This is a genomic window from Paenibacillus sp. J22FR83 (genome assembly GCF_059691955.1).
Genome location: NZ_JCAUAM010000003.1, coordinates 463,855 through 487,734, shown reverse-complemented (window position 1 = coordinate 487,734; position 23,880 = coordinate 463,855). Strand labels below are relative to the sequence as shown.

The window sequence follows — 23,880 nt, the reverse complement described above, 5'->3', positions numbered from 1 at the left end:
ATCATGTCCTAAAAGAAACAAAACTATGGAGAAACGACACCTACATATGGAGAAATGTTGTTTTTCGACAAAAAAATAGAGTGGAAACCTTTAATCCGGTCTCCACCCTATCTTCATTTCCACTCTACATTTAACCGTACTTATACGTCATCCCATGCCCGCCCTTCGGATACACCCAATCGATGTTATACGAAGGACACGCTATCCGACATGTGCCACATTCAATGCAATTTTCATATGCAACCGTCGTAATTTTAAGTTTTTTTTCCCATTCATACACATCCGAAGGACAGAAATAATTGCAATCCTTAGTCACACAATTCAAGCAGGTTTGTTTATCTTTAATGACTAGATGGGATTTGTCATCGCATTTGTAACGAATGGTAAACAGTTTGTCTGAAATATCACTTTGGCTCATCCGTTCATCGCCCTCCATCCCTTATAGCCCAGCTTCATCAAATTTACGGTACCGCCTGCCGCATTTTTGATAAGCTTCATAGCCATTTTTTGCTTCTCGGCTTTCGTAATCCCATCAACTAGGAACATGTTATATGCCGCTTCATTAACGGCGCGAGGCAGCCGATCGAACAATAATTCAGGATCCTGCTCTTTCAAAAATTGGTGCATCCCTTTGTACTTCTGAAGATCCTTGTGTACAAAAGACTCTCGGATTTTATTATCGTAGAGATGCATCGTTGGAGCAGTAAAATCCCCGCGTGCCTTCGCTTCGATAATGGCTTCACCGGCTAATCGGCCCGAGGTCATAGCTAGATTCGTCCCCTCCCTGTGGACAAAGTTAATTAACTGCGCGGCATCCCCACAGACACACCAGCCATCCCCAGATAAGGTTGGGATTGAATGAAAGCCCCCTTCTGGAATAAGGTGGCCAGAATACTCTTTGGTCTCGCCGCCTTGAATCAACTTCCGAATCATTGGATGCTGTTTAACCGCATCAAGTACAGCGTATGGTTTCACCTTTTTATCCCGCAAATGATTAACCATCACTCCGACCCCTAACGAGATCGTTTCTTTATTCGTATAAAGAAAACCCATACCCGCCATGCCTAGCGAGGTTTCGCCCATAAATTCGATGGTGACACCTTCGTCCCCCTCAAGGCCAAAACGGTCCTCGATCTTCTCGCGAGGCAGTGCGATCACCTCTTTGACCGCTAAAGACACCTCGTCTGGCATCCATTCCTTATGAATCCCCATTGCTTTGCCGAGCAAGGAGTTTACACCATCTGCAATGACGACAACATCGGCATATAAATCACCATCATCACGGTCGGTTCGTACGCCAACAACCTTGTTACCTTCTCGAATAACATCCAGTGCCACGGTTTCGTAAATGGGGATGGCGCCTGCTGCAACAGCTTTTTCAGCGAACCATTGATCGAATTTGACCCGCAGCCCCGTAAAACAGTTATAAGGCTCCTTATAAGCTTCATTTCGATGGCCGAACGTGACCATGGACTCTTTGCCCATCATCCATATCCTTTGTTCAACAATATAGCGCTCCATTGGAAAGTTCTTCTCAGTCCAAAATTCAGGAACAAGCTCCTCAATTTGTTTGCGATAAAGGACACCGCCAAAAATGTTTTTGGCGCCAGGAAACTCGCCTCTCTCGAGCAATACGACCGATAAACCAGCTCGTGCCATGGTTAGCGCTGCAGCTGCTCCGGCTGGTCCGCCACCCACGACGATAGCGTCAAATTTTTCGTTCATTTTGCTTCACTCCTCTCGCGCGTGAAGGTCGCCTCTGTCTGCGTCTGTGTCGTGAGCGTACGACGTCTCTTGAATTCCTCAGTAATCGCGGGAACTATTTTGAAAAGATCGCCAACAAGACCATAATGAGCAAATTGAAAAATAGGAGCCTTCTCATCTTTGTTAATTGCAACAACCACATCAGCATGACTCATACCGACGGTGTGCTGCACGGCGCCAGAGATGCCGATGGCGAAATAAAGCTTCGGCCGAACCGTCGCGCCTGTCTGCCCCACCTGATGCTCGTGGGAGATCCAGCCCGCATCCACGGCAGCGCGCGAGGCGCCAACGACACCGCCGAGCGCTTCCGCTAGCTCGGCAAGCAGCTTGAAAGCCTCGGGCCCGCCAAGTCCGCGGCCCCCAGCAACGATAATCTCGCATTCCTCGAGATTGAGCTTCCCTGTTTCGCGCAGGAAGTCTAACACCTGCGCATCAATCTCTTCCTCCCGCATCGTTGCGGTGATCGCGATGATCTCGCCTTGGCGCTCCGCGTCCTTCGGCAGCGCCTGGAAAACACCGGCGCGCGCTGTCGCCATCTGCGGGCGGTACTGCTTGCAGAGGATGGTGGCCATCATCTTCTCAGAGAAAGCTGGTCGGCTGGCCAGCAACAGCCGCGATGGCGGCGGCTCCACATCGAGCTGCGTCGTGTCGGCCGTTAGTCCCGTCGGCAGGTGCGTCGCAATCGCACCTGCTAAGTCGCGACCTGTAGCTGTCGCGCCGAATAGCACGATCTCGGGCTTCGCTTCCTCGATCAGCTTCAAGCAGACCCGGCTGTATGGCCGGGTCCTGTAGTTGCGAAGCTCCGCGGCTTCGCAAAGATATACACGATCCGCGCCGTAGGCCACGGCTTCCTCAGCGAGATGTGCGACATTCTCGCCGATGACGAGCGCCATGAGCGGCGCCTCCAGCTTCGCTGCTAGCTTTTTGCCTTCGCCTAGCAGCTGCCAGGACACTTTTTTCGCGATGCCCTCACGCTGCTCAACAACGATCAAAACCCCACGATATGCCGACCAGTCCGGCATCGTCGGATCCATCTGTTCCGTCTCTCTTGCCATCGTGTCATCCTCCGTTCCTATCTATCAGGCCCATTCTAATAACATCTGCATGTCCTTCGTCAACAACTTATCGGCCAGCTGAACTGCGCCATTTTCCGGACTATCGTAAGTGATCATTTGCGTTTTCACCGCTTTGATCTCTGGTACCCAAGTTTTGGCTACAATCGTCGGCGAGCCTTTAAGCCCGATCTTCGCCCGCTCCAGATCTGGGAAATCCGCCGTCGTCCATACCGTTGGCTTATATCTAGCGGCACGAATCATGCCCGGCAGTGAAGCTCGTCGCACTTTGTTCAACTCTTTCAATGCGGTGATCAAGACTGGCATGCTTGTCTCAACCACCTCTATGCCGTCCTCAAGTAATCGGTGCACACGTACTTTACGGCTTTCCTCGTCGACTTTCACTACCTTATTAACGTAAGTCAGCTGCTCCAAATCCAATCGGCAAGCAACACCTGGTCCAACTTGTCCGGTATCACCATCTAGCGTTTGTTTTCCGCAAAAAACGATATCCACAGGCCCCCATGTTTCCGCAATTTTGCGAATAGTTCGAGCAACAACATACGAGGTAGCCAGGGTATCTGCTCCTGCAAAACCACGATCCGTCACCAATACGGCATCATCGGCGCCCAACGAAATACATTCTTTGAGACCTTTCTCGGCTGGTGGCGGTCCCATCGTGACCACAGTAATACGCGCACCTTGCTCATCCTTGATGCGCAGTGCCTCTTCCAAGCCATGCATATCATAGAAATTCACAATACTAGGTACACCTTGACGAATGAGCGTATTATTCTTGGGATCAATGCGAATTTCTCTAGAGTCCGGAACTTGTTTAATACAAACGACAATATGCAGCATCTCTGCACCCTCCTATTTCTGCGAGGAACTGGCTTGCATGTTTGGACAACAGACCTGTGAGGCCTGTCATCATTGTGAATTTTGTCACGTTAATGTCGATACGTAATCGCTTACAGAACATGATCATGACTTTCGCACAAACATAAGATAAGAATCTAACACAGTATATGCGCAAAGGCAGGGAACTTGACTAAAGTATTAAAAAATACAGACACACGGGATAGATCAACTAAATGAACACGAGCACACTTAAGTGACTCTATTACACATAATGACATTTTCTGTGGTATCTACAAGAAAGTGTGTTACTAAGTGTGTGTGTTTTATAAAACATTATGAGCTCCGGGTAATTTTTCAATTTTTGAAATTCTATTTCCCTCTCAATGTTATATGAAATATACAAATTGTTCTTTCCTTAAGAAACTTATTACTAGATTGAGTTATTGTAGATACCTCAGAAAAAAGTTTTTCCTTAGATAAGGGGGCGGCCGGCTACCGTGCAATGAGTCTGCAAAGTTAAGATGCGAATAGGTTTGTAAATGTGAGAATGCTTGAGCTGCTTAAGTGTTTGGGGGTGGGGGTTGGCGTTCAAGGTTCAAAGTTCAGCATTCAGTTTTCGGGGTTCGGCTTTTGAGGGTCGCGTTTGGTGCTCAGGGCGTAGGGTCAATAATGGTACTGTATTTACGCTAGCTAATTGTTCGAGATACATTAGTCGCATCAAAAAACTGCCCACTCACCCTTTCAGGTTTGTGGACAGTTTTATTGATAACGGGAGTTGCTTGTGCGACTAAGCATTCACTTTTGTGTAGCGATTCGCTGGTACAGGTATGCCAAGATTTCCGCGAAGTGTGTCGGCTTCATATTCGGTTCGGTACAATCCGCGTTCCTGCAGGATTGGTACGACGTGGTCGACGAAGTCGTCCAGGCCTTTGGGCAAGGCAGCTGCGATGATGAAACCATCTGCGGCGTTTTCTTCGAACCACGCTTGTACGCGATCAGCCACGTATTCCGGTGTGCCGGTGAATTCGTTGCGAGGCGTAGCTACGTTTAAAGCGACTTGGCGTAGGGTTAGGTTCTTTTCTTTGGCGTTTTGCTTGATTTTGTCAGTTCCACTGCGGAAGCTATTGCTCCCGAAATCACCTAGTTCAGGGAAAGGTTCATCTAACGGATATTGAGAGAAATCGTGATGTTCGAAGAATCTGCCCAAATAATCCAGCGCTTTGTCAATGGTGACGAGGTTCGCGACTTCTTGATATTTGCGCTCGGCTTCTTCTTCTGTGAGTCCGATTATTGGAGCAATGCCCGGTAGGATGACGACTTCATCCGGATTACGACCTTCGGAGGCTACCCTCTTTTTGATATCCGCGTAGTAAGCTTTCGCATCGTCAATTGATTCGTGTCCTGCAAAAATCGCATCTGCCACTTTCGCCGCAAACGCTCGGCCATCCTCAGAAGCGCCTGCTTGGAATATGACCGGCTGTCCTTGTCTTGAACGGGCGATATTCAACGGCCCCTGGACGGAGAAATATTCACCTTTGTGGTTCAATGTATGGAGTTTATCTGGGTCAAAAAACACACCGCTCTCTTTATCACGAACAAAAGCATCATCTTCCCACGAATCCCACAACCCTCGTGTCACTTCCAAATATTCATTGGCGATTCGGTAGCGTTCGGGATGTGAGGGGTGCTCTGATTTACTATAATTTTTGGCGGAACCTTCCAGTGGTGAAGTAACTACGTTCCAACCGGAACGACCGTCGCTGATTAAATCAATGGAAGCAAATTGCCGTGCAACGGTGAAAGGCTCACTATATGACGTGGATAATGTCCCCACTAGGCCGATGTGCGAGGTGACGGACGCTAACGCAGACAGAATGGTAATCGGCTCGAACCGATTAAGGAAGTGAGGGATCGATTTTTCGGTAATATAGAGACCATCCGCGATGAATACAAGATCGAATTTCCCTGCTTCCGCTTTCTGTGCTTGCCCCTTATAAAACCCAAAATTCACACTCGCATCTGTGATCGCTTCAGGATGCCTCCACCCTGACACATGACCACCTACACCATGAATTATGGCACCTAGTTTAATTTGTTTTTGTTTAGCCATGGTTATCTCCGTCCTTTCACAGTATCGCTGCGGTTTGTATATGAAGTCGGTAGCTTTTCACGAGTATTTCACCTTTTTGGATATCCTTGTCATATGCACGTTCGAAACCCAATCGTTCATAAAGCTTCACGGCCGACTCCATCATATCTGAGGTATGCAAATGTAGTGTAGCGGCGCCTAACTCAGCAGCGCGTTTCACATTTTCTTTTATTAAAGCGGTAGCGATACCTTTGCCTCTGGCACTTGGCGATACCGCTAGCAACCGAAGAATAGGTGACTCAATCTCGAGCTCTGGAGCGCCATAAGCAGCTTCAGAAGATTGGAACAATTGAGAGCTGCCAACAATCTCATCGTCAATTAGTGCAATAATCCGGGCGATGGGCTTGCCACTATCTACAGATGCGATAATATTTTCCTTATATTGATCCCAGCCTTCTGGAGGCAGCACATCCTGATATTGACCATAAGCCTCTTCTAGAACTCTTCGAATCGCCTCTCGGTCTCCATCGTTGGCATCTCGAATGTGTACTTCTTGTGCATCGGCCATATCGAATCCCTCCTATACGTGCGCTTCCAACGCATGCTTGATTCGTGCAATTTGTCCCAAATGATGCTGCACATGTGCGATAAAGGACTGAACAACATCTTTTAGTGTGAGTGTTTGCCCTTTGAAATTAACGCCTGTTTTCTCCCAATCCTCGGGTGATAGTCGTCCGAATAGTTCATTGTTATACACTAATAATGACTGAAACAGGGCTAAAATATCGGAAGCTAAGCCTTCATTGGCTTTGGCGCTGCTTACCCATGGATCTTGATCAAATGCTGGCAATACAGCGGATGCGCCAGAAATAATAGCACGAATTCGGAAGGAAACGACGATGTTATGGTCGGCCAAATGAGACAGAACTTCCGTTATACTCCATTTATCTTGAGCTGGCTTCCAAACTAATTGCCCTTCGCTCAGTCCTTGGATCGCTTCCTGGAGTTGTTGGTGTGTATGCAGATAGAGAGATAAGTCGGGAATTATTGTACTCATATGGATACCTCCAATGGGTTGTCGGATGATAGGTCTTCTAAGGCTTTCTGAGCTAAAATAGCAAAATATCGCGCACTAATCGGCAATGCTCGTTCATCAATATCAAAAGCAGGGTGATGCCATTCTTGCGGACCTGAGGTTCCCATAAATACGAATACTCCGGGAATTTTCTTCTGATAAAAAGCAAAATCCTCGCCTGCTGGTGACGGTACAGGTGTAATGACATTCAGACCAGCTTGTTCTGCCGCTTCTTTTGCCAACTGACTTAATTGCTTATCATTGAACACCGAAGGTGGCCCTTTGATCCAACGAACTGAGGCTTTGGTTCCATAAGCGGCAGCAACACCATGAACTACTTGCTCTAATCGCTCGATAACGAGTGAACGAACATTCTCATCAAATGTGCGCAGCGTGCCATCCAGAATGGCTTTGTCAGGAATGACATTCCATGCAGTACCGCTATGGATACGAGTCACACTGATCACAGCACTTTGCAAAGAACTAACATTGCGGCTAACGATCGATTGAAGAGCGGTGATGATATGCGCTCCAGTTACAATAGGATCAATCCCCGCTTCTGGGACAGCTGCATGTGTGCCAAGACCTTCAACTTCAATCACGAATCCATCTGCTGCCGCCATGAGCGGCCCCTCTTTGATCCCGATCGTACCAACTGGAAGATCGGGTTTGTTATGCATGCCATAGATCGCATGAACTCCTTCAAGTGCGCCGCTCACTATCACTTGCTCCGCGCCCTGCGCCTTCTCCTCTGCTGGTTGAAAAATGAAGCGAACGGTTCCTTTTAGCTCACTCTCCTGTTGCTTGAGCAGAATCGCTGCGCCAAGTACGGCAGCCGTATGGAAATCATGTCCGCAAGCATGCATTTTACCTGCTACCTGCGAAGCATAAGGAAGCCCTGTGTCTTCTTGAATCGGAAGCGCATCGATATCAGCTCGTATGGCAACGATTGGCCCTTCCTGCAAGCCGCCAACTTCTGCAATAAGTCCTGTCTTCAACTGATAATCCGCAATACGGATCCCCGCTTCCCTGAGCCAGTTCGTAATCGCAGCTGTTGTTTGGATTTCTTCATGCGACAATTCTGGATGCTGATGTAAATGACGTCGTATATCCACCAGCTTCTGTGCCAAGTCCGGAGACGTCTCTTGAAAAGATGTTGCACTCATTCCTCTTACCTCCTTCGGACTTACACCAACAATTCCGCGAATGCTTCACTCAGCAGTTCAAATGACCGCAGGCGTTTGCTAAAATCTTTCACGGATGTCGTTACGATAAATTCATTGATGTTAAATTTCTGTTGAATATCGAGTAGTTTCTGACGCACGGTCTCTTTCGTACCCTTCGTAATCTCTGCCTGTTTCTCTTCAACTGTAAACTTTGCCTGCGTTTGGCGGCCATATTCCTCTGCTTGCTCAAGGGTTCCGACGGTTAATGTCTTGCCATTTTCCAAATGAATCTTAACATTCTTATACTCCCCTGCAAGCGCGGTTGCTTCTTCTTCCGTATCAGCTACGATAAGTGAGAGCGCCAAGAGAAGCTTGGGTTGTGTGCCTTTTTCCAAATTAAAATGGTTATGATACGCTTCAAAAGCCGCTTCCGCAATCGCATGATCCCCATTAATGAATTGGGCAAATACATAAGGCAAACCAGCCTCAGCGGCCGATTGTGCGCTCGCTGCACTAGCTCCAAGGATATAAATATCCACTGGCACCGTTGGAATTGGCGAGACTTTCAAGCCCTTCAAAGGATGTTCATCACGCAATTGATTTGTCACAAACTGTTGAAGGTCATCCAGTTTATCTGATAAAGATGCTGCTTCTGTGATTCCCTGTTGCAACGCTTTGGTTGAACGAGGTAAACCGCCTGGAGCGCGGCCTATGCCGAGATCCACTCTACCTGGTGCAAGCGAAGCAAGCACATTGAAGTTCTCAGCCACTTTATAGGGGCTGTAATGCTGCAGCATGATGCCGCCGGAGCCGATGCGAATGCGCTCTGTTCTGGCCAATAAATGAGAAATTAATACTTCCGGTGAAGAACCCGCCACTTGTTCGGAATCGTGATGCTCAGATACCCAGAAGCGGTTATACGAAAGCGACTCCGCCTTCTGTACTAGTTCAATCGTATGCTGAAAAGCATCATAAGCCGTTTCACCGGGAAATACGACACTTTGATCCAAAATGCTTAATTTAATCCCCATGTTCATACACTCCATTTCCATAACTGCCTGATGCTAAATGTTGTAGCTCCATTCGGGCGTAATACGCTTCAGGAATTGCTTCGTGCGTTCTTCTTTGGCATTGCCGAAAATGTCCCTCGGGTTGCCCTCTTCAACGATGACGCCTTCGTCCATAAAAACCACATGATTAGCCACTTCTCGGGCAAAACCCATTTCATGGGTAACGATAATCATCGTAATGCCTTCCTTGGCAATCTTCTGAATCACGTCCAGCACTTCACCAACAAGTTCAGGATCGAGTGCGGATGTCGGCTCATCGAATAATATGACTTCAGGATTCAGAGCCAACGCACGAGCGATGCCTACACGTTGTTGCTGTCCGCCAGATAGCTGACTTGGGTAGGCGTCTAACTTGCTTCCTAAGCCCACTTTCTCCAGCACCTTTACACTGGTCGCTCTTGCCACTTCCTTAGATTGTTTCTGGACAATGACAAGACCTTCCATGACGTTCTCGAGAACGGTTTTATGTTTGAATAGGTTGTAATGCTGGAACACCATCGCGGTTTTCTGCCGAAGTGCATGAATCTCACCTTTGCTGGGACGTTTGCAATTCACGGTGAAATCACCGATCGTTACTTCGCCGAGACTCGGCTTCTCCAAATAGTTCAAGCAACGGAGCAGCGTTGTTTTACCCGAACCGCTGGGGCCAAGAATGCAGACAACTTCGCCTTTTTGCACAGTCAGGTTGATACCCTTGAGTACCTCGTTTTTACCAAACGATTTGGTAATATTCGTCAGTTGAATCATGACACGCCACCTCGGTTATACAGATTGATTCGTTTCTCTAGTAAGCCTGTGGCACGTTCGATTAGGAAGGTGATCCCCCAGAATAGCAGGGCCGCTGCGATATAAGCTTCGAAGAATTTCCAATTTGTCGTTGCAACAATTTGTGCTTTGGCATTAATCTCCACCACTGAAACTGTAAAAGCCAATGTTGAGCCATGCAGCATACCAATCAACGTATTGGATAAGTTCGGTAAACTGACTGCAAATGCTTGTGGCAAAATAATACGTCGCAGCGCCTGTGTGGTCGTCATCCCAATGGAATAGGCAGCTTCGATCTGCCCCCGGTTAATCGCTACTATGCCCGATCTGACAACCTCCGAGAGGTAAGCACCCGCGGTGATAGAGAAGGACAGAAAAGCAAATCCGATCATGGGTATGGACACCGAACGGAAGCTCCACCCGAATGTAACGGCAATCGAATCGATAATCATCGGCAATCCGAAATAGATAAGCAGCAGATGCATAAGCATCGGTGTTCCGCGAACAAATGTCACATAAGCTGTTGCGACATAATGAATATAAGGAACGCGGTATAGTCGGATTAATGCTACTGATGCTCCAATTATAAATCCAAAAAAGACGGAGACTATCGTAATAATCAGTGTAGTTGGCAGTGCAGAAAGCAATTGAACGAAGGCCGTCCATATGAATCCTGGATCGATACTCATGCTTGGAAGCCTCCTTTATCCGGTTGTGAGGACCAGACACCCTTGAACCATCTGCGTGATAAAGGCTCACGTTCTTCCGTCACAAGTGGCTGCTCGTGTTGGAGCAAGCGTTTCTCGATGTACATAAACAGCTTCTCCAGTCCAAAGCAAATGACGAAATAGATCATGGATAAGGAAATGTAGGTTTCCATAAAATGTTGTGTAGCCGCTCCGAGCGTCTGTGCTTTTCCCATTAACTCCATTGCCCCTAAAGAGAACGCCAATGAGGTATCCTTCAAGTTAGCAATAAGCAGGTTCGTAAAGTTAGGAAGCGAAATCGCAAGTGCCTGCGGCAATATGATGCGGGTAAAAGCCTGGTAACCCGTCATGCCAACTGAATAGGCGGCTTCTACTTGCCCTTTGTCCACGGCTTTGACCGCTGCGCGGATGACTTCAGAAATGTAAGCACCAGAATGTAAAGCAAATGTGAGAATCACAAAAGATAAAACAGGGGCCCTGGAGATATCCACATGGATCGCCTTCAGCAGCTCAGGTAAACCATAATAGATCAGAAATAACTGGATCAGAATCGGTGTCCCGCGGAAGAAGGAAACATAAATCTGAGATAACCTCTGCACAATTGGTATTTGATACAACCGGGGCAAGGCTATGAGAAATCCGAATACAATCCCGAGCAGCATCGAGCAAGCAACGATGAATAAGGAAATATGAATGTAATTCAGTAGTTTTGGCAGAAAATCAAATACATAGGTGATATCGAATTTGTTTGCCATAATGGCGATCTCACCTTTCTTAGCATTATGGGATGTATAACTATTTCACATCATCTTTGTTTGTAAAGTCTCCGCCCAGCCACTGCGTGCTCAACTTCGAGAGCGTACCATCTGCTTTGACAGCTTTCAGAGCCACATCAATTTTGTCTGCCAATTCTTGCCCGTCTTTATCATTTTTACGGAATAAGAAACGCACTTCAGCTTCTTCAATGATCGGACCGACTGTTTTCAATTTGCTTTGCGGATCTACGAGGGGAAGCAAGAAATCCGCACCAAGCGCTCCATCAACACGCCCCGTTGTGAGCTGCGTAACCAAGTCGTTGGCTGCACCGCTTTGATACACAATTTTGATCGCATTGTCATTGGCTTTGTTATAGTTCTCCAGTAATGTGGCTTCTGCACTTGTGGCTGTCGTTAGTGCTTTCTTGCCTTTCAAATCATCGATCGATTTCACAGTTGTGTTCTCTTTAGCTACGATAACTTTGGTTTTCCAGTACGCATAAGGCTCGTTGTTGAACAAATATTTCTGTTCTCGCTCTTTGTTCTTCTCAATTTCATGTGCAACGAAATCAATTTTGTTCGTTTCCAAGCTAAGCAGCAGGTTAGCGAAGTCCATCGTTTTGAACTCGAACTCATATTCTGGCAACCGCTTGTCGAGTTCTTTTACTAACTCAATATCGTATCCTGTTAGTTTTCCATCCTTATCTAGGAAGGCTACATTGGGGAATTGTGTCCCTGTGCCTACAATAATTTTCTTTACTTTCACAGGTGCAGCCGTTGCAGCCGCAGTGGCAGTTGGCGCTTTCGTTGCTTCAGCAGCCGCTTTCGGAGACGCATTCGTTGTCTCGCTTTTCGATCCGCATCCTACTGCTACCAAAGCTAATGCTAATGTTGTTACCGTAAGTGTTGTAAATTGTTTCATCGTGAACCCCTCCGAATTTTCTATTTTATAAATCCTTATAATTCCTACTTGTTTTGTATGAATTATTTCTATGGATTTAATGTATCATCAAGTTGTTGAACTGGATAATAGAGTTTTTCTATATGCATATCGAGAAGTCAAATCGTTTCTCGAATCGACTGAGCGATTCCTTTACACAAATCTAAAGCACTGTTGAAAAACAAGGCGTTCTCACCGTTCAACACAATCATGTTCGTTTGTAGGGAAATACCTGCTACTTCTGGAAATTGAATCGGGAATAGCTTCCCCTCTTTGACTTCCTGTTCGACACATAGACTCGGAAGAAACGCAATACCTACACGTCCAAGCACTAATTTCTTCGCAGTCTCTAGCGTATCTGTCTGAAATTCAATGTTCGGTGGTTGCTTCATACTGGCAAATAGTCGGTGGATCCGCATCCAGTCGAGGGACCCGCATTCAAAAAAAACAAGCGGATAATCACCTATATCATCGATAGAAATGGTCTCATCCCCTATAAATGGATGGCCTTCATAGACATACAAACGAATAGGATCTTCATAAGCTTTGGCTGAAACGAGATTAGGGTGACTTATATTCCGAACAAAACCGAAATCAAGCTCGCGATTCAGCACCTTCGTAATGATCTCCTCGGAGGATGCCGTAGTCAGCTTATAGTTCACATCGGGGTATTTCGACTTGAGTTTCGGTATAATGGATGGGATGATATAGTTCGAAACGGATACCGTACAACCTACACGCAACTCGTTGGGCAAGGTGCGTTTCTGCTTCAATTGAATTTTACTTTTCTGAAAAGTTTGCAAGAGCTGCTGGGCATATGGCAGAAATTTCTTCCCATCGTCCGTCAATGAAATCTGCTTCCCTATCCGCTCGAAGAGTCGGCAATCCAGCTCACGCTCCAGAGATTGTATTCGTGCCGTGACGGATGGCTGGGACAAAAAAAGAACTTCTGCCGCTTTATTAAAGCTGCCATAATGAATGACATACACGAAGGCTTCGATATTCTCAATGTTCAAGGCAAACACCCCTTTCACCAATTTCGCTCTAAAACATATTATTCCGATTAATTAACTTGGTTTTATGTTAGGATAATATTAGATCACACTCCATCATGTGTCAAGACCAAAAAACTGCCCCCTATTCTAGGGAGCAGCTTTTCCATGTTCCAATCGTATTCAACTGTAGGTTGCAATCGCCTGATTAATTCGCTCGCGCACATCGAGCATCCATTCTGTACTGCGCGGGTAGACTGTAAATGTGAGCGGTTCTGCCAAACCTTCTTCGATCAAGGCGATGGTTCGCTCCTTGCCGATCAGCGTCCCGAGCAATTGTAAAGCTCGTAAATCCTGCAGTGCTTCGTGGAACACTTCCAACCGAATCGACTCAATTGGCCCTGTTTCTCCTGGATATACGACGAAGCTGTCTCCCGATGGGAATGAATTCAAGGCATCTGTTACTTTAAAAGGATCCAATTGTTTCACGGAATACTGGGAGTAATAGAAATTGTAACCCCAATGTAGGAAACCTTGGATATCAAACTTGTACAACTGCAAGCCAATGATCCTATTGCGTGCAGACGGCATGTTAAAGAAACGGTTCGATACTTCTTTGTACTGTACACAGCAGTAATACGTCCATAAGTCCGGAACACCTGCCTGAAGGAAAGGCTCAATATGGTCGTTCGATGGAATCGGCTTCTGAACAATCCCCTGCTCATAGAAACTGATATTCGTCAGTGCATCGATAATCGGATAATCGGGAGGAAGCAGCTTCCGCACGAGATTACTCGCATTTTGATAAGATTCCAAGTGATCCTTGGTAGGCTCATCGGACACATGGAAATAACTGCATGATGCGATACCTAGACGTCGAATAACTTTATCCAGTTCTGGTAAGAACTGACCCAGGAACTGAGCGTAACCTTCCCCTGCTGCATCTGTATCCCAACCGAAAATTCGCTGTTCGATCCCATTCATTGTAGCTACAATTTTCGGCGTATGCTTAGCACCCCATTGGGTGAACAAATGCGCGAATTCAAAATATTCAACACCTTTGCTCAAACAAAGCGCAACCCATCGCTCTAACTTTGCAAAATCAAACGTATATGTCGTACTGGCATCGATCTTACCTTCAACAACACTAACATCAATCAACTGCACAGTTGGACGCTCACCACCAATTGCGGTATCTAGCGGCGGAGTAAATATCGGAGTCAGAATCATATTGATACCGTGCTTAACCGCTGTTTCAAGGAACTGGCCAATGCGTGACCAATGCGCCTCACTAAACACATCTACGTTATAATGCGTCGCTATGCAATCCGTATGAAACCACTCTGTATGGATAAGTTTCTGCTTTGGAAGTGCAGCTGCGAGTACAGTGAGCTCCAACACTTCTTCGCTTAGCTTCTCCCCTTGTGGTGAAAAGAAACTTGCATGCACCTTATATGTGCCCGCAACAACAGAGGCATCCAGTTCAACATGAATCCAGACGGATCGCCATTGACCAGGAAGTGCTGTCACAGTTGATTCTTCAAGTGGATACAACGGGTCTGGATACAACCCAGGCATCGTCCGCAGCACGTGTTCATCATGGTCCGCATAGCAAGGCATTTCGGCAGGAACAAGACCTACAGCGCGAATTGTAAAAGGAAGCCCCAATGTCGATTGAATCTCTACCTTAATGTCTTTCAATTGTTGATTGGAAGTATACGCAATTTGGTAGGCGAAATGCTCTCCTCGCAAGGCAGATACTTGCTTGTACGACGCTTCTTGTGGCGCTTCATCTGCAAAAACTTTGGACAACGAACTCAAGGAAATGGTTTGAAACGTAATCTTTTTGTCCATGTGAATCTTCCCCCTTTAATAGAAAACCAGAATGGGTCATTAATCCCACTTTAAGGCTTGGAATGTCCCGGTTCGTGCAGACTCTTGCGCTTTGATACACATCATAGCACTCATTAAACCATCATCTAACGTTGAGATTGAGCTTGCAGTTCCTTTCATAATTTCCGTGAAATTACGTGCCAGCTTCTCGTCACCGCCAAAATGATTGCTTCCTGCTCCGATTTCGTACGTTTCCACGCGCGCTGTATGATGCATATGCACTTTGACTATGCCTGTGTAGAAATCGAAGTCCACTGTACCTTTGTACCCCATAAACCGCGCTCCACGTGCCGCAGCCCCATTGCGAATAAAGAAATTCTGCGAGTAGGACATATGCATACCGCTTTCATATTGAAACAGTGCGCTTCCGGAATCCTCATTCCCCGTATCTTCTGCATAGCAGCAATATTGCCATGTTGGATCTAGTGGTTCCGAAGCATTCACAGTACTCTCTGGGCAAGTACGATTATCCTCACAATCGACACATTTGAGCCCCGCAGATTTATTCCCTTTGAAAATTTGCTTGGATGTCATCGCACAGACAGTAATCGGTCTTTGACCAAGGATAGCTTGGATGTAATCAAGATCGTGCGTTGCTTTTTGAAGAAATAGCCCGCCTGTTTCCTCCTCATTCCGATACCAACTTTGAAAATAAACACGGCCATACGGTACATTATTTATCGCTTGGACATGCTCAACCGTTCCGATTTTACCCGATTGAATGATGTCCCTAACCAGCTCCACAATTGAAGTTACCCGCAATGGAAAGGATACGACAACCGGCGACTTGGATGCTTCATAACCTTGCTTTAACCGAAGTAGATCCTCATAGTTCGTAGATACTGGCTTTTCGATATACAGGGGTAGATCATGTTGTAGCACTTTCAATCCCATTGTTGTATGCAGATTACAGCGTGTGCCAATCATGGCCCCATCTAGCTGCTCTGTCTCCAGCATTTGTTCCGGTGTATCATAGTACTTAATGTGATCCCAGCCTTGCTCAAGTAACTTGGCCTTAATCTGATCTTTACGTACATCAACAATCGCTTCGATCCGGCAGTCCGCATCTGCCTTCAATACTTCTCTAATCACATGACTAATTCTAAGTCCATATCCAATTACACCTATCTTCATCCTAGCTCCCCCTCGAACTTTGCGATACCTTGATTATAAAAGAAGGTCGGGGGCTTTTCTTTGTCTTGAAAGCCGATTTTTTTGTATTTTCTACTGTGTTATGATAGACCTATACGTATTGCATTGAAAGATCAGGAGTGACACCCATGGCGATAAGCGAAACGAACAGCGCCGCGTATCAGCGCACACATTTGAAAATGAGTCTAGTCATTAATAAAGTGATTACAATGCATTACTTCGAGTTTGGTAAGGACTATTCGTTCAATGGGGAGAAACATGATTTCTGGGAATTCCTCTATGTCGATCGCGGGGAAGTGGAAGTTCATGCAGATGATCAGCGTTATTTACTGAAGCAGGGGTCGATTATTTTTCATAGACCCAATGAATTTCATAGCTTCTATGCGACCAAAGGGAAAGCTCCTAATTTGATCGTCATGACGTTCGACTGTCATTCGAAAGCTATGCAATTTTTTGAGCAAAAAGTGCTGCATTTAGAAGATGAGGAACGAAATCTCCTTGCCCAAATCGTTCGTGAGGGACAACAAGCGTTCGAATTCCCCTTCGGTCATCCTCTTGTGCGCAGGCCAGATGCACCTGTAGGTAGTGAGCAAATGATTCAAAGCTACCTAGAGATTCTCTTTGTCCGTCTATTGCGTAAATCTGCTCATGCGGAAGCTGAAACGCCTCTCTCTACAGGTGCTAAGGAGAAGTCCGTCCATGATTTGACCAACAGGGTCATGAACTACATGGAGCAGCATATCGACGCTCAGCTTACTCTCAATGAAATCAGCCAAGTGTTCTGCGTTGGCAAAACGCAGCTCAAAGACCTTTTCAAAAAGCATACTACCTACACGCTCATGGAGTATTTCGCCAAATTAAAAATCGATCAAGCCAAAATTTTGATACGTGAGGAAACCTATAATTTCACTGAGATCTCCAGGAAACTTGGCTTCAGTTCCGTTCATTATTTCTCCAAAGCGTTTAAGAAAGCGACCTTAATGAGTCCATCCGAATATGCAAGAACGGTCAAATCCCGTATGTAGGCACTTATTCTACTTCATAGCATGCAAAAATCCCGAGAAGCTGCAACAAGCAGTTCCTCGGGATTTGTTTTCTTACACATCGATCCTTATTCATCGTCTTCTTCCTCAATCTCATACGTGCATAGGAACCGCTCTACGCCTGGGTATTTCTCACCAAGACTACGAATCACGAATCCAACGTTGCGATAAAATTGCACGGCATCTTCATCCGTTTCCGCGGTAATGCGCACTGGCTGCATATCATCAATAATTTCAAGCAGCATGCCGCGTCCGAAACCTTCTCCTCTGCTCTCAGGCTCGACAGCGAGGTGACGCAGTGTCATTTCTTGCTTCTCATTCAACTCGAAGCCGATAATTCCGACTGGCAAACCTTCCGATTCATAGGCAAATAACCACATGTTATCATTATTTTCATAGAGACTGGCGGCTTCTTGAAGACTTTCTGGATCTGGAAATACACTATAGCCAAGCAATTGTTGAATATCCCCCTCATGAAGTCGGGATTTCACATTTAACAGCACGTACACTCACTTCTTTCTATATTCGTATATCTCTAATTTTCTACTAATGGGTGCAGGCTGTCAACTGACGTCGTGTGTCATGCTCCTATCCTGACAAACCCTCTTGCTTCGTAGTTCTGATCGCCAACGGCACTGCGAAAGCCACAACACTTGCGATTAACCCATAAACGAACATCCCGTGAATGCCCGTGTAGAAGATGTCCGCTTTGGTAACAATGGAACCCATCACCGTGACACTGACTGCCGTTCCAATATTACGGGCGAATAGCTGCAGTGAAGTTGAAATCCCCTTCTGATGGGCCTCGACTAACTGCTGAGCACCAATTGTTGAGACCGTAAACAGGAGTCCGAACGAGAGGCCTAGCATGGTAAGTGCGCTGAATATGTAACCAAATGAGGTGCCTTCACGGATAAAGAACAGGAGAATGGCGGTGATGACAAGTAACACATTGCCCGTTAACAGTAACGGCTTATAACCGAAGCGAATTACCCATTTCCCGCTCGGAATAGCGACAACCATCCAGCCGAGTGATGTACCGAGAAGCGCAATCCCACTGATGAACAGCGAGTGCCCTTGATTTTGCAAAAATAAAGGAATAAAACTGGACGTCCCGAAAAGGGCCGCACAACTAAGGAATGAGCCAGCTATCATCAAAGCCACAGGCTTATTGCGCATCAACGTCATCGGTACGATTGGGGCAGCATGCCCTTTTTCATAGAGGAAGAATACGATAAGCAAGACAGCACCAACGACGCCATACAGGATGGTATAGGATTCGACCACTGTCGTAAGCAACAAGGATGAGATCCCCGCAGCAAACAAGAGTGCTCCCCAATAGTCAATAACAGATTTCTTCGCTTGATACACTTCTTTGTAAGGGAGCAAGGCAAGTAAGGCAATGAGACATATGGGAACATTCACAAAGAAAATCCAGCGCCAATTCAAATAGGTTACAAAAAACGTTCCTAATGTAGGAGCTAAAATCGCAGCTAATCCCCACATTCCTGTGAAAAAGGCCTGGACTTTCCCCCGCTGTTCCACTGGGTAAATATCTCCTGCAATAATAGATGGAAATGGCATCATCACCCCAGCGCCAATCCCTTGGATTGCTCTGAAAATAATGAGTTGCACCATACTATCAGCTAATCCGCACAGGACTGAGCCTCCTAGAAATAACAGAATACCCGCGGCATAGATCCGTTTGCGCCCAAATAAATCCGATAGTCGCCCTGCCAAAGGGGCAAGCACCGTAGAGAGCACCATATAAGAAGTAAATGCCCAGGCATATAGGCTGTTTCCACCAATGTCATTCACAATGATCGGCATCGTAGTATTGGCAATAGTCGTATCCATTGATGCGACTAGCATGGCCAGCACGATACTGACCATCACGGTAGTTCGATTACGCATGTATTGTCCTCCCTAAGCTGACTTTGACACATCTAACCATTGTACCCCATTCCAGAATTGATGAATAGCAAGCGATTTACTCGGGATAGCGATAAGTTTGGAAAATTTCTCTTTACAAATAGCCTTTGCAGGACTAAAATTAATCCAATATGTTTAGTGGGTAATGAAAAGAGGACATGACAACATGACTTTGAGTATTATTCTAATGGGTTTAATTGTTGGCTTTTTGGTTGGAATGACAGGTGTTGGCGGAGCTTCCTTGCTGACTCCCATATTGATTTTAATTGGTATTCATCCTTCCATAGCTGTAGGAACAGATCTTCTCTATAATTCGATTACGAAGCTATTCGGTACGGTTCAACATTGGCGGCAGAAAACAATTGATTTTAAACTTGTGAAAATGCTTGCCCTAGGCAGTATTCCAGGTGTTATCGTTGCTGTCGTTTTCCTGAAATTATTTGATTCTTTCTTCGATAATCAAGAAGTCATCATCAAACACGCACTCGGGTATGTGTTGATTCTAGTAGCTTTTGCAACACTGTTCAAAGTCTTCTTCGGGCATCGGTTGAAGGAAAATCGCTGGCAGCTTCAAACGTTGGAGGAAAAACGCTGGTTGACGATTGGGATTGGCGCCGTTCTTGGCTTCATTGTTGGACTTACATCCATTGGCTCTGGATCCTTATATGCCATTGCTATGCTATATTTCTTCCGAATGATGCCCGCACAGCTCGTAGGTACGGATATCGCACATGCGTTTCTACTCTCCTCGACAGCTGGAATCCTGCACGCAAGTCTGGGGAATGTCAATTACTCTCTTGTATTTAATCTTCTGATAGGTTCGATTCCCGGTGTTCTTATCGGCAGCATGCTTGCAACGAAAGCACCTACAACTGTACTTCGTACAATTATTGCCACTTTGGTATTAATTAGCGGTCTTAAATTAATTTAAAGTTGATGCAGAGCCCTTGGCTCTGCTTTTTTGTTTGCGAGAACTCGGACTACTTTGTCAGATTCTGCGGTTGCCCGGGAAATGAAATGAATATTTCCTATTGTGCTGCGCCCATTTTTCCATGCAAATAGGCACTTACCTACACCTTGAGACTAGTCCCTCTCATACCTTGTGAAGAACAACATGTGATCATAAAGGAGAGCTACTGCACATGCAGCGACTAATGTGTAAAGGGAAGATACATCGCGCGACTGTAACGGAAGCCGATTTGGATTATGTAGGGAGTATTACGATTGATGGATTACTGATGCGTAAGGCGAATATCCATCCGTATGAAATGGTTCAAGTCACTAGTCTGCGCAATGCCACTCGTTGGAAAACATATGCAATTCCCGCCCCAGATGGCTGCGGTAAAATCGGATTGAACGGCCCTCCTGCGCACCTCTTCTCTCCAGGAGATCTCGTGATTATTCTTAGTATGGGACTTATGAACGAAGAAGAAATTCGCACACTCAAACCGCAGGTTGTCTTTGTAGATGAACATAACCAGCTCCTGCAAGTAGAGGAACACGATTTTGTTATTCAAAGGCAAGAAGAGAAAGCGCATGAGTAATCTATCTACAAGTAAATGGACCAAACATAAAATCCTCCGTAAATCAAAGAGAATGCAAGCTCATCTTCCCGAAACAGAGTGGTTGAGTGAGAGTAGTTTCGTGCGACTACTATCCAAATATGGTCAAGTCATCATTAAACCGACTGGCAGCTATGGGGGCAATGGCGTTATACAGGTCCGAACTTCCGGAAACTCATCCTATGAGGTTCAGGATGGATCTAGAACTCGAACCTATTCAGATTATGAGGCCATTTCCCCATTTATTAAGAGAAAAATGAACAATACCAATATCATCCAACAACGGATCCCTCTTGCAACCAAGAACGGGCGTCCCTTTGATTTACGAGTCATGGTGCAACGGCATACGAAATCTGACTGGCAAGTGACAGGCATGTTGGCCAAAGTAGCAGGCAAAGGCTACATTATTACCAATATTCGTAGAAGTGGCGGTCGAGTTGTCACCGTAGAGAAAGCAATTCAAGGCTCTGAGCTCCAGGGCATGCGGACGTCATCACTTCTTGCAGAGCTTCGCTCGGTAGCCCTACTTGCAGCTAATCAGCTCGGACCTTCCTACCGCTGGGTCAAAACGATGGGGATCGACATGGCTTTCGATAAGCAAGGACATGTTTGGATTATTGAAGTGAACTTCGCCCCAATGCTCGAGCTATTCTTGAAACTGCCTAATAAATCTGCCTACCATACAATCAAATCATTTCATGCTAGTAGGAAACCAACATGATTACTCCTATTAGAGACGCTGAGGAGGTCCAGATATGAAACAATGGGAGCTACAATGCTCACGATGTTCTGCCAGGCTGCCCTTCCGCTATCAAGACATGAAATGCATATGCGGCGGCACTTTATTGGTTAATTATGATCTTGAGCATGTCGCACAAACATTTACGAAATCTTCTCTAGGGCCGCGGTATCCTTCCATGTGGAAATATCACGAACTACTCCCCATTCACGATCCATCCCATATTGTTTCCCTTGGTGAAGGCTGGACGCCGCTGCTACGACTGCCAGACTGGGAGAGCAAGTTATCGCTCAAACGCTTGTGGATCAAACGTGAAGAACAGAATCCAACGGGCAGTTTTAAATCACGTGGATTTTCGGTGGCGGTTTCCTTATTGAAACAAGCCGGCGCAACGAAAGCTGCAGTTCCGTCCAACGGGAATGCAGCAAGTGCGCTAGCTGCCTATGCAGGAAGAGCTGGCATTCAAGCATTTGTGTTCATCCCCATGGACTGTCCCTCGCTAATCGTCGATGAATGCCCGATGTATGGCGCAACGACGGTACTCGTCGATGGCTTTATTCATGATGCCGCGGCGATCATCGAGTCTGGCCGCGCAGATCAAGGCTGGGTGAATGTCGGCACATTGAAAGAGCCCGGCCGTGTTGAAGGCAAAAAAACGATGGGACTTGAGCTCGCTGAGCAGCTAGGCTGGACGTTGCCTGATGTGATTATCTATCCCACGGGCGGCGGTTCGGGCATTATTGGCATGTGGAAAGCCTTCTTGGAATTGAAGACACTAGGCTTCATTGATGGCGACATGCCACGATTCGTTTGTGTACAAGAAGAGGGTTGTCAGCCTATTCTCGATGGTTTGATGCCATCGTTGGGGGGAACGAGTGTAAGCGACACGGCTTCGCCGCCCGTTGAGGACCGAATTATTCCCAATCCAACGGGGATGCGTGTTCCAAATCCACCGGATTTGGAACTGCTCCTGTCCATTATCAAGCAAAGCGGTGGAACTGCCATCGCAGTGTCCAAGGAGCAAATTGCCCAAGCTACTCGCAGCTTAGGCTCGGAAGGGATTTCCTCTTCGCCTGAAGGCGCGGCGACATGGGCAGCGATGCTCGCCCTCAGTGACCGAGGCTGGCTTCGCCCCTCGGACTCTGTGGTCCTGTTCAACACTTCGCATGCGATGAAATATGCGAAGCTTGGGGCGAGCGCAGCCATTCCCATCATTCGGACGTATGATGAGTTCATGCTGTATCGGAGCTGATAGCTTGACTGCGAGTTTTCGCAGCTTTCTCGCTGTAAGCGTGTTTTTCACCGTTACAGCTGGATTCGCGGCGGGTTTCTCGCAGCTTTCACGCTGTAAGCGTGTTTTTCACCGTTACAGCTGGATTCGCGGCGGGTTTCTTGCAGCTTCCATGCTGTAAGCGTGTTTTTCATCGTTACAGCTGGATTCGCGGAGGGTTTCTCGCAGCTTCCATGCTGTAAGCGTGTTTTTCATCGTTACAGCTGGATCCGCGGCGGGTTTCTCGCAGCTTCCACACGTAAAAACAGCCAGGAGGCTAACCTCCTGGCTGTTTTATACTAGTATTTTAATTACTAGCCTGACCTAAATTATTTTCCTCATAAAGTCGGTACATCGCTTGTAACAACGGTTCTGCTGGGTCACGATTCAATAAGTATAATGTCATTAAGTATTGAAGCGGAAGTGCGCATGTATTGTTACCATCTTCGACAGCAACAAATCCAGCTTCAAGAACCGGGCCATGTTCCTCATGCAGCTCAAGATCAACGTAGATCTTCTGATCAGGGAACTCTGCACGAACAGCACCTGCACAATAAGGAACAATATGCTTGTCCAACAGTTCTTTGGCTTCATCTTCGGATTGTGGTGGATTCGGAAGAAGGTGACTCTCTTCGCTTCTCAACAAATCAACGAAGAAGGAGGACATCCATAGTCCTGCATTGGGATTCGTTTGAAAGTTACGCATAATTTCATTTAAGAAAAATCCGCAAGCTGTGGACTTTTCGTCTTTTTTGAGTGTAAAAGCAAACATCGGACCATAAGTTGGATTATTGCCAATTTGTCCATCAACTTCATACTCTGGGAATTGTTCTTTCACAACTTCTTGGATATGTTGGAACCATGTAATAATGATCTGGGCCTGTTCACGTTCTGGATCATTTTCGATCTCTTCGGTTGCTTGTGTTTCGATATCTTTGTCTGTCATTGTCGTTATAGCCTCCTGAATCATTCTTAATGGCACGAATATCTCTATTGTAACGCATTTATGCCAGTTCAGAAAGTATATGTTGTAATTTACATGCCGAGTTCCGA

25 protein-coding genes are annotated in these 23,880 nt (G+C 46.3%); 6 read left to right on the top strand and 19 right to left on the bottom strand.

What is annotated here, in order from left to right:
- Positions 1–130: 130 nt before the first annotated feature.
- The 16 genes from AC58PV_RS07885 to AC58PV_RS07810 form a co-directional block, all read right to left on the bottom strand.
- On the bottom strand, positions 131–418 hold the full coding sequence (locus tag AC58PV_RS07885; RefSeq protein ID WP_497431717.1) for a ferredoxin family protein: 288 nt from the start codon (positions 416–418) through the stop codon (positions 131–133).
- Entirely contained in the window at positions 415–1,725 is a 1,311-nt protein-coding gene (locus tag AC58PV_RS07880) for an FAD-dependent oxidoreductase (protein ID WP_310223183.1), read from the bottom strand. Before AC58PV_RS07880 ends, AC58PV_RS07885 begins: the two co-directional genes overlap by 4 nt.
- Positions 1,722–2,819: an electron transfer flavoprotein subunit alpha/FixB family protein gene (locus tag AC58PV_RS07875; protein WP_497431716.1), complete on the bottom strand. Its 1,098-nt coding sequence runs from the start codon at positions 2,817–2,819 to the stop codon at positions 1,722–1,724. Before AC58PV_RS07875 ends, AC58PV_RS07880 begins: the two co-directional genes overlap by 4 nt.
- 24 nt (positions 2,820–2,843) lie before the next feature.
- Positions 2,844–3,677: an electron transfer flavoprotein subunit beta/FixA family protein gene (locus AC58PV_RS07870; RefSeq protein ID WP_497431715.1), complete on the bottom strand. Its 834-nt coding sequence runs from the start codon at positions 3,675–3,677 to the stop codon at positions 2,844–2,846.
- 787 nt (positions 3,678–4,464) lie between these two features.
- Positions 4,465–5,787, bottom strand: a complete 1,323-nt coding sequence (locus AC58PV_RS07865; protein ID WP_497431714.1) for an LLM class flavin-dependent oxidoreductase — start codon at positions 5,785–5,787, stop codon at positions 4,465–4,467.
- A 16-nt stretch (positions 5,788–5,803) separates the two neighbouring features.
- Complete coding sequence (locus AC58PV_RS07860) at positions 5,804–6,334, bottom strand: GNAT family N-acetyltransferase (protein ID WP_497431713.1); 531 nt, start codon at positions 6,332–6,334, stop codon at positions 5,804–5,806.
- A gap of 12 nt (positions 6,335–6,346) precedes the next feature.
- Positions 6,347–6,823 carry a DinB family protein gene (locus AC58PV_RS07855; protein WP_497431712.1) on the bottom strand — a complete coding sequence of 159 codons (477 nt, stop codon included), beginning with the start codon at positions 6,821–6,823 and terminating at the stop codon, positions 6,347–6,349.
- Positions 6,820–8,007 carry a M20 peptidase aminoacylase family protein gene (locus AC58PV_RS07850; RefSeq protein WP_497431711.1) on the bottom strand — a complete coding sequence of 396 codons (1,188 nt, stop codon included), beginning with the start codon at positions 8,005–8,007 and terminating at the stop codon, positions 6,820–6,822. The genes AC58PV_RS07855 and AC58PV_RS07850 overlap by 4 nt, the downstream gene beginning before the upstream one ends.
- A 20-nt stretch (positions 8,008–8,027) precedes the next feature.
- Positions 8,028–9,038 carry an LLM class flavin-dependent oxidoreductase gene (locus AC58PV_RS07845; protein WP_497431710.1) on the bottom strand — a complete coding sequence of 337 codons (1,011 nt, stop codon included), beginning with the start codon at positions 9,036–9,038 and terminating at the stop codon, positions 8,028–8,030.
- A gap of 33 nt (positions 9,039–9,071) precedes the next feature.
- Entirely contained in the window at positions 9,072–9,824 is a 753-nt protein-coding gene (locus AC58PV_RS07840; RefSeq protein ID WP_497431709.1) for an amino acid ABC transporter ATP-binding protein, read from the bottom strand.
- Complete coding sequence (locus AC58PV_RS07835; protein WP_497431708.1) at positions 9,821–10,531, bottom strand: amino acid ABC transporter permease; 711 nt, start codon at positions 10,529–10,531, stop codon at positions 9,821–9,823. The genes AC58PV_RS07840 and AC58PV_RS07835 overlap by 4 nt, the downstream gene beginning before the upstream one ends.
- A complete protein-coding gene (locus AC58PV_RS07830) occupies positions 10,528–11,304 on the bottom strand; it encodes an amino acid ABC transporter permease (protein ID WP_497431707.1) in 777 nt (258 codons plus the stop codon). Before AC58PV_RS07830 ends, AC58PV_RS07835 begins: the two co-directional genes overlap by 4 nt.
- A 40-nt stretch (positions 11,305–11,344) precedes the next feature.
- The gene (locus AC58PV_RS07825; RefSeq protein ID WP_497431706.1) at positions 11,345–12,226 is read right to left on the bottom strand and encodes a transporter substrate-binding domain-containing protein; all 882 of its coding nucleotides are present in this window, start codon (positions 12,224–12,226) and stop codon (positions 11,345–11,347) included.
- 137 nt (positions 12,227–12,363) lie between these two features.
- Positions 12,364–13,260 (bottom strand): LysR substrate-binding domain-containing protein, encoded by an 897-nt coding sequence (locus AC58PV_RS07820; protein WP_497431705.1) that lies wholly within the window; start codon positions 13,258–13,260, stop codon positions 12,364–12,366.
- Between the two features lie 159 nt (positions 13,261–13,419).
- Positions 13,420–15,090, bottom strand: a complete 1,671-nt coding sequence (locus AC58PV_RS07815) for a DUF4091 domain-containing protein (protein WP_497431704.1) — start codon at positions 15,088–15,090, stop codon at positions 13,420–13,422.
- Between the two features lie 39 nt (positions 15,091–15,129).
- Positions 15,130–16,263 carry a Gfo/Idh/MocA family protein gene (locus AC58PV_RS07810; RefSeq protein WP_497431703.1) on the bottom strand — a complete coding sequence of 378 codons (1,134 nt, stop codon included), beginning with the start codon at positions 16,261–16,263 and terminating at the stop codon, positions 15,130–15,132.
- A 146-nt stretch (positions 16,264–16,409) separates the two neighbouring features.
- On the opposite strand from AC58PV_RS07810, the gene AC58PV_RS07805 reads away from it, so the two are divergent.
- The gene (locus AC58PV_RS07805; protein WP_497431702.1) at positions 16,410–17,306 is read left to right on the top strand and encodes a helix-turn-helix transcriptional regulator; all 897 of its coding nucleotides are present in this window, start codon (positions 16,410–16,412) and stop codon (positions 17,304–17,306) included.
- Between the two features lie 86 nt (positions 17,307–17,392).
- On the opposite strand, the gene AC58PV_RS07800 is transcribed toward AC58PV_RS07805, so the two are convergent.
- Together AC58PV_RS07800 and AC58PV_RS07795 are read right to left on the bottom strand one after the other, a co-directional pair.
- Positions 17,393–17,827 carry a GNAT family N-acetyltransferase gene (locus AC58PV_RS07800; RefSeq protein WP_497431701.1) on the bottom strand — a complete coding sequence of 145 codons (435 nt, stop codon included), beginning with the start codon at positions 17,825–17,827 and terminating at the stop codon, positions 17,393–17,395.
- A gap of 85 nt (positions 17,828–17,912) precedes the next feature.
- Complete coding sequence (locus tag AC58PV_RS07795; RefSeq protein WP_497431700.1) at positions 17,913–19,238, bottom strand: MFS transporter; 1,326 nt, start codon at positions 19,236–19,238, stop codon at positions 17,913–17,915.
- A gap of 184 nt (positions 19,239–19,422) precedes the next feature.
- Here AC58PV_RS07795 and AC58PV_RS07790 point away from each other — a divergent pair, with 184 nt between their 5' ends.
- From AC58PV_RS07790 to AC58PV_RS07770, 5 genes are all read left to right on the top strand, one after another.
- The gene (locus AC58PV_RS07790) at positions 19,423–20,187 is read left to right on the top strand and encodes a sulfite exporter TauE/SafE family protein (RefSeq protein ID WP_497431699.1); all 765 of its coding nucleotides are present in this window, start codon (positions 19,423–19,425) and stop codon (positions 20,185–20,187) included.
- Between the two features lie 211 nt (positions 20,188–20,398).
- Positions 20,399–20,800 (top strand): aspartate 1-decarboxylase, encoded by a 402-nt coding sequence (gene panD / locus AC58PV_RS07785; RefSeq protein ID WP_497431698.1) that lies wholly within the window; start codon positions 20,399–20,401, stop codon positions 20,798–20,800.
- Complete coding sequence (locus AC58PV_RS07780) at positions 20,793–21,539, top strand: YheC/YheD family protein (RefSeq protein WP_497431697.1); 747 nt, start codon at positions 20,793–20,795, stop codon at positions 21,537–21,539. Before panD ends, AC58PV_RS07780 begins: the two co-directional genes overlap by 8 nt.
- A gap of 34 nt (positions 21,540–21,573) precedes the next feature.
- Positions 21,574–22,809 (top strand): threonine synthase, encoded by a 1,236-nt coding sequence (locus AC58PV_RS07775; RefSeq protein WP_497431696.1) that lies wholly within the window; start codon positions 21,574–21,576, stop codon positions 22,807–22,809.
- A 4-nt stretch (positions 22,810–22,813) separates the two neighbouring features.
- A complete protein-coding gene (locus AC58PV_RS07770) occupies positions 22,814–22,969 on the top strand; it encodes a hypothetical protein (protein WP_497431695.1) in 156 nt (51 codons plus the stop codon).
- Positions 22,970–23,134: 165 nt separating this feature from the next.
- On the opposite strand, the gene AC58PV_RS07765 is transcribed toward AC58PV_RS07770, so the two are convergent.
- Complete coding sequence (locus AC58PV_RS07765; protein ID WP_497431694.1) at positions 23,135–23,773, bottom strand: hypothetical protein; 639 nt, start codon at positions 23,771–23,773, stop codon at positions 23,135–23,137.
- Positions 23,774–23,880 lie beyond the last annotated feature (107 nt).

Bases quoted from the DNA above. Each gene is read 5' to 3' on its own strand.
- AC58PV_RS07825 (WP_497431706.1), bottom strand. From the start codon at position 12,226: ATGAAACAATTTACAACACTTACGGTAACAACATTAGCATTAGCTTTG.
- AC58PV_RS07835 (WP_497431708.1), bottom strand. From the start codon at position 10,531: ATGAGTATCGATCCAGGATTCATATGGACGGCCTTCGTTCAATTGCTT.
- AC58PV_RS07780 (WP_497431697.1), top strand. From the start codon at position 20,793: ATGAGTAATCTATCTACAAGTAAATGGACCAAACATAAAATCCTCCGT.
- AC58PV_RS07810 (WP_497431703.1), bottom strand. From the start codon at position 16,263: ATGAAGATAGGTGTAATTGGATATGGACTTAGAATTAGTCATGTGATT.
- AC58PV_RS07885 (WP_497431717.1), bottom strand. From the start codon at position 418: ATGAGCCAAAGTGATATTTCAGACAAACTGTTTACCATTCGTTACAAA.
- panD (WP_497431698.1), top strand. From the start codon at position 20,399: ATGCAGCGACTAATGTGTAAAGGGAAGATACATCGCGCGACTGTAACG.
- AC58PV_RS07830 (WP_497431707.1), bottom strand. From the start codon at position 11,304: ATGGCAAACAAATTCGATATCACCTATGTATTTGATTTTCTGCCAAAA.
- AC58PV_RS07790 (WP_497431699.1), top strand. From the start codon at position 19,423: ATGACTTTGAGTATTATTCTAATGGGTTTAATTGTTGGCTTTTTGGTT.
- AC58PV_RS07775 (WP_497431696.1), top strand. From the start codon at position 21,574: ATGAAACAATGGGAGCTACAATGCTCACGATGTTCTGCCAGGCTGCCC.
- AC58PV_RS07805 (WP_497431702.1), top strand. From the start codon at position 16,410: ATGGCGATAAGCGAAACGAACAGCGCCGCGTATCAGCGCACACATTTG.
- AC58PV_RS07795 (WP_497431700.1), bottom strand. From the start codon at position 19,238: ATGCGTAATCGAACTACCGTGATGGTCAGTATCGTGCTGGCCATGCTA.
- AC58PV_RS07865 (WP_497431714.1), bottom strand. From the start codon at position 5,787: ATGGCTAAACAAAAACAAATTAAACTAGGTGCCATAATTCATGGTGTA.
- AC58PV_RS07855 (WP_497431712.1), bottom strand. From the start codon at position 6,823: ATGAGTACAATAATTCCCGACTTATCTCTCTATCTGCATACACACCAA.
- AC58PV_RS07815 (WP_497431704.1), bottom strand. From the start codon at position 15,090: ATGGACAAAAAGATTACGTTTCAAACCATTTCCTTGAGTTCGTTGTCC.
- AC58PV_RS07765 (WP_497431694.1), bottom strand. From the start codon at position 23,773: ATGACAGACAAAGATATCGAAACACAAGCAACCGAAGAGATCGAAAAT.
- AC58PV_RS07880 (WP_310223183.1), bottom strand. From the start codon at position 1,725: ATGAACGAAAAATTTGACGCTATCGTCGTGGGTGGCGGACCAGCCGGA.
- AC58PV_RS07850 (WP_497431711.1), bottom strand. From the start codon at position 8,007: ATGAGTGCAACATCTTTTCAAGAGACGTCTCCGGACTTGGCACAGAAG.
- AC58PV_RS07845 (WP_497431710.1), bottom strand. From the start codon at position 9,038: ATGGGGATTAAATTAAGCATTTTGGATCAAAGTGTCGTATTTCCCGGT.
- AC58PV_RS07870 (WP_497431715.1), bottom strand. From the start codon at position 3,677: ATGCTGCATATTGTCGTTTGTATTAAACAAGTTCCGGACTCTAGAGAA.
- AC58PV_RS07875 (WP_497431716.1), bottom strand. From the start codon at position 2,819: ATGGCAAGAGAGACGGAACAGATGGATCCGACGATGCCGGACTGGTCG.
- AC58PV_RS07840 (WP_497431709.1), bottom strand. From the start codon at position 9,824: ATGATTCAACTGACGAATATTACCAAATCGTTTGGTAAAAACGAGGTA.
- AC58PV_RS07860 (WP_497431713.1), bottom strand. From the start codon at position 6,334: ATGGCCGATGCACAAGAAGTACACATTCGAGATGCCAACGATGGAGAC.